Here is a 3,336-nt window from a genome sequence, read left to right on the forward strand (position 1 = left end):
CAAACTGACAACGCCGAGTGTAGTAAATCGTGTTGATGCATTTGTTATGCGATTGTTTCTTCAGGATAATCAGGGGTTAACCTTTCTATTTCCCATTTAGGATAATTATAGCCATCAGTAATAGACATTATTCGCCTGATACTATCGAATGCCGAGTCAGCAAATTGTTTTTCTGTTACGTGTAGCGAGAAAGGTGGCTGAGGGTATGCACCCAATACCTCTGTAAACATGGTATCAGAAATGATACCAACATGTTCTGGGCTGAGTACTAGTGAACGATAGGCTGACTTTGACAGATAAAAGTTAACCATGTGAGCCCACCCTTTGGGCATCTCATAACCCATAATTGGATTAATATTATCGTCAAAAGGGTTCCAACTATCACTCATTGGTGTAGCGACAAAGCATAAGTTAGGCGTCAAAGGGTAGAGAATATAGCTATCAGGAAGTTCGATAAACCCCGTTTGTAAAACAGGATTATCAGATCTTACTAAATAGTCGTCACTGTGAGTTTTCAATAACAACCAGTTCCTATTGGCTACAAAATTCAAATCGAGACATTCTTGGCACCCTACTCGGTCACAAGTTGGTTTTGATTTAACACCAGTTAATTCGGCCGACTTCTTTTCATATTCCATATAACTAGGAGTACGAACTAATTGGGACAAGATAAATTGTGCCCATAAAAAACGTTCATCTCGATTGAGTTCATTATAGGTAATGAGTTTTTCATAAAGTGGAGCAACTTTAGTCTCTAGATTTTTGTCTAGGGCATTTTCAACAGCCCAAGAGTACAAGCCTCTCTTTCGACCCCACTGTTTTTTTCCTTTTGGTTCTTTTTTAACGGATCCAGTGAACTCACACCAAAAGTAAGATATGAAGTTAGATTCATCAGCCCAGTATTTATTACTAAACTTTGGTACATAATGAGATAGAGGTTTTTTCTTTGCCACTAGTTACTTACTCCAATAAATCGCATAACGCTGGCATAACACGTTTATTACTATGCAAACCAACCTGAATTAACCGCCTTAATCACAAAACTAAAGACAAACCCAGAACGCCGAATGTAATAAATCGTGTTGATGCGATTGTTGTGCGTGCTTACTTTCGGCTTGGTCAGCTTGGTAAAGAACTGCCCTGCCAAGATATTCTAAGCCCTGATTTTAATTTACCAATGCCAATTAAGCGAACAAAATATTCTTAAATTGCGAGATAAGGTGAATGGAAAACAGATACATTTTTTACACTATTTGAACGTCTTGATTTCAGCAAGTTTGGAACTGATAAACCAAATATCCTTGCCACAACTGGGATTGAAAATGCTGCGAGCAAAACACTTATGCAAACTAAAATGAGGCATAACCAAAGAACAATTGAAGCGTAAAATAGCTTCTGAAACGCCTGAACTTAGGGAAATAAGGGCTAATTTGCCGAACCTGATAATACGAAAACCAAAAGGCAACAAAGAAGAAATTCACGCTTACTAAGCCGAAACTACGAAAGCCGCGATTCTATTGATGAACCGTGCAAAAAATTTCGGACTCAGTACGCACAACGCCGCAATAACACGTTTATTACTACGACGGCTTAGCTGAATTTTACTGCCTTAAACACCAAAACCAAAGACAAACCTACAACGCCGAATGTAATAAATCGTGTTGATTGCTTTGTTATATGATTTTTCTAGCCACTACGTGACAAGCCTTACTATTATGCCCTGTCATCGTTTGATTATTAACAACGATAGACTTTTCTAGTACAAACCCATCAACTATGTTTTCAATTTCAACTTGAGTTCCGTGCCACATTGGAACCCCAACACCAGACGTAAAAAAAAGACTTTCATCAGAGCAAAATTCAGCTAAATAAATGACTCCATTTGGCTTTAAAATTCTTAGTAGTTCAGAAACAACATTTACCCTAACTTGCGCCTCTGGAATGCATGTAAAAACAGCGCACGTAACAATGGCATCAAAGGAAGAATCAGAAAAAGGAAGTTGTGAACCTTTTGAGTAGTTCAGCTCTAGATGCGGGAATTCATTGTTCCCACGATTAATCATTTCCAATGAAGAATCAACACCACAAATACTTTTATAACCTAAGTCATAAAGCTCATTAGTTACTCTTCCATACCCACAACCAAAATCGAGAACTTGGCTAGAATAAGGAACTGTATTAATAAGTAACTCGCTGATTAATTGAAGATTAAACTCAACTTTACCAGCAACATCATCCCAATTACTCAAAGATTTCTCCTTAAATCATATAACGCCTGCATAACACGTTTACTACTATGCAATCATACTTAAAATTGACGCCTTAAAACGAGAAACACCCGGCAAACTGAGATTGCCGAGTGTAGTAAATCGTGTTGATGCATTTGTTATAAGCAGCTTCCGCTAACATGCCATTTACTTATGTTAGGAAATGAGTGATTCTTTTCTCTAAGATTTAATCTAACATTATCCCAATCTAGCAATAATGAAAACTGTTCAATCGGCTTTGCTGTAGGCTTATCGACTTCTACAATGTATGCATATATTCCTATTGCATCTCCAGCATTTGCTTCTTTATAACAATTAATTATAGCTTCAATATCTGTTCTAGATGACGATACATTTGTTTGTATTAAATCTCGAATTTGTTTGTGTACATGACTAAAGCAGCCAACATAAATTCTAATTGCTTTAATCAATTCTACTTTTTCAGGCATTTCATGAAAAACCACTTTTTTGAAGTCTTTATTTTGTGAAATTTCATTTTTCGTAGCATAAATTTTCAGCTGATTAATTAGCTGTTTCTGCTCACTTTCTCCAACCCACTTACTAGGCAATGACAATGAATGAACAGCTAAACCATAATGTTGAACATGATTTCTTAAAGCTTCCATAAAACGATACTCAAAATGAGCATCATATTCAGAGCTAAAGTAACTTTTAGCCTCTTTGCCAAATTTACACTGACCTTTCATACAAGTGCGAACATGTTTTTCAATCTGGTCATAGTACAATTTCGTAGAAGTAAGTAGATTAACTACTCTTCTATTTAAAATGCTCTGAAGCTCATAAGATTGTTGATATGAATGTTGAGAAAAAATCATATGTTGCGCTAATTGAGATAGTATCTCCTTTTCTAGTTCTAAAAAATTCGAGACAAGAAGATCATACTTTTCTTCAATAGCCTTAGCCGATAAAAGGACTTCTCTCGATAATTTTAATTTTTCAAATTTTGGTTCATCAATTTTCAAAGCAACTGTTTGACCAAGTATCATTTGTTTAACAAAGAAGTACTTCATATTTCTCCTATTTAGAACTGCTTATAACGCCTGCATAA

General features: G+C 36.0%; 3 protein-coding genes. All 3 read right to left on the minus strand.

Annotation, left to right across the window (positions count from 1 at the left end):
- Nucleotides 1–44 precede the first annotated feature (44 nt).
- The gene (locus A6E06_RS11345) at nt 45–953 is read right to left on the minus strand and encodes a DUF4238 domain-containing protein (protein WP_065593062.1); all 909 of its coding nucleotides are present in this window, start codon (nt 951–953) and stop codon (nt 45–47) included.
- A 720-nt stretch (nt 954–1,673) separates the two neighbouring features.
- Nucleotides 1,674–2,249 carry a class I SAM-dependent methyltransferase gene (locus A6E06_RS11350; RefSeq protein WP_016958925.1) on the minus strand — a complete coding sequence of 192 codons (576 nt, stop codon included), beginning with the start codon at nt 2,247–2,249 and terminating at the stop codon, nt 1,674–1,676.
- 137 nt (nt 2,250–2,386) lie between these two features.
- Nucleotides 2,387–3,298 carry a hypothetical protein gene (locus A6E06_RS11355; RefSeq protein WP_065591839.1) on the minus strand — a complete coding sequence of 304 codons (912 nt, stop codon included), beginning with the start codon at nt 3,296–3,298 and terminating at the stop codon, nt 2,387–2,389.
- Nucleotides 3,299–3,336: the final 38 nt, after the last annotated feature.

The organism is Aliivibrio sp. 1S175, from assembly GCF_001690985.1.
Lineage (GTDB): Bacteria > Pseudomonadota > Gammaproteobacteria > Enterobacterales > Vibrionaceae > Aliivibrio.